This window comes from Collinsella sp. LCP19S3_D3 (assembly GCF_052121455.1).
In the GTDB taxonomy this organism is placed as follows: Bacteria; Actinomycetota; Coriobacteriia; order Coriobacteriales; family Coriobacteriaceae; genus Collinsella.
Map to the genome: position 1 here is coordinate 1 of NZ_JBQKEF010000050.1, position 1,266 is coordinate 1,266.

Below are 1,266 nucleotides of genomic sequence, written 5' to 3' on the forward strand. Positions count from 1 at the left end.
GAGGCTTCGGTAGTTTGTGTGACAAGGGGCTAGCCTAGGCAGCAACGCTCTTCGCTCCCTTCACGCCCTTCTTCCTCGCCTTCACCGGGCGACCCGGGAGCTGGGGCTGGCAGTCGCCGCACCTGAGCATGAGCAGGGCCACGAGGTTGTCGGTGTTGCGGAAGCCGTAGCCCATCCTCACCGTCACCTTGATCTTGTTGTTGATGGCCTCTACGCGCCCGTTGCTGATGCCGAGCTCGACTGCGGCGATGATGTCGTCGCGCCGGCGGCGCACCTTCTTCTCCACGGCGACGACCTTGGCGATCTTGCAGTAGGCGGCCCTGTGCATCCAGTCGTCGAGCAGCTCGGAGGCCTCGGAGCCGTCGGCTGCCCGGAAGACGGCCCGCAGGTCCTCCTTGAGCTCCCAGGCCCTGACCAGCCGCGAGCCGGCCCTCTTCTTGAGCGCCTCGAGCCTCGCCCTCTGGCCGTCGGTGAGGTCCTCGGGGTTCTTCACGAGCGCGTAGCGGCTGCCCTTGATGGAGGCCGCCTCCTCCTCGAGCGCCCTGACCTCCTCGGGCGGCAGCTCGCCTTTGGCAGGCCTGCCGCGCTTGCCCTCGGGCCTGGGCCTGGCGGCCCTGGCGGCGGCCCTGGCGGCGTTCCACTCCTCGCAGCGCACGGCGTCGAGCGCGTCGTTCATCCACTGGACCACGTGGAAGGGGTCCATGACCCACCTCGCGTTGGGGCAGCGGCGCTTGACCAGCTGCCTTATCCACCTCGCGCCGTCGGCGGTCACCACCTCTATGGCGCGCCTCTGCTCGCGCGTGAGCTCGTCGAGGAACAGGTTGAGCACGTCCTTGCCGGTGCCCTCGTGCGCCCAGATGAGGCAGCCGCGGTCGTGGTCGACGACCACCGTGACGTACTTGTGGCCCTTCTTGTACGACGTCTCGTCGATGCCGATGCGGCGCACGCCGTCGAACCTCGAGGCGCCGCGCGCGGCCTCCAGCTCGGCGTAGACGCGCCTGCACACGCCGCCCACGCTGTGCCACTCGACGCGGGCGAGCTCGGAGACCGCCGAGGCGGTGCAGCGGACCGCCAGCCACGCCACCCAGTCCTCGAAGTCGCGCGTGAAGCGCGCCCCGTGCCGCGCCCAGGGGACGGCCTCGGTGCGCACGCCGTGCTCCGGGCAGCGCACCCTGCAGGGCGCGTACTCCAGGTAGCAGGCCGAGCGCGCCAGGTCCATCGCCCTCCACAGCCTGGGGGCCCCGCGGTTCGCCATGTCGTAGAAGT

General features: G+C 70.2%; 1 protein-coding gene. It reads right to left on the reverse strand.

What is annotated here, in order from left to right; all coding sequences use genetic code 11:
- Positions 1-34: 34 nt before the first annotated feature.
- On the reverse strand, positions 35-1,266 hold a 1,232-nt coding region (locus ACTQXM_RS08980; protein ID WP_441537644.1), incomplete at its 5' end, for an ISL3 family transposase.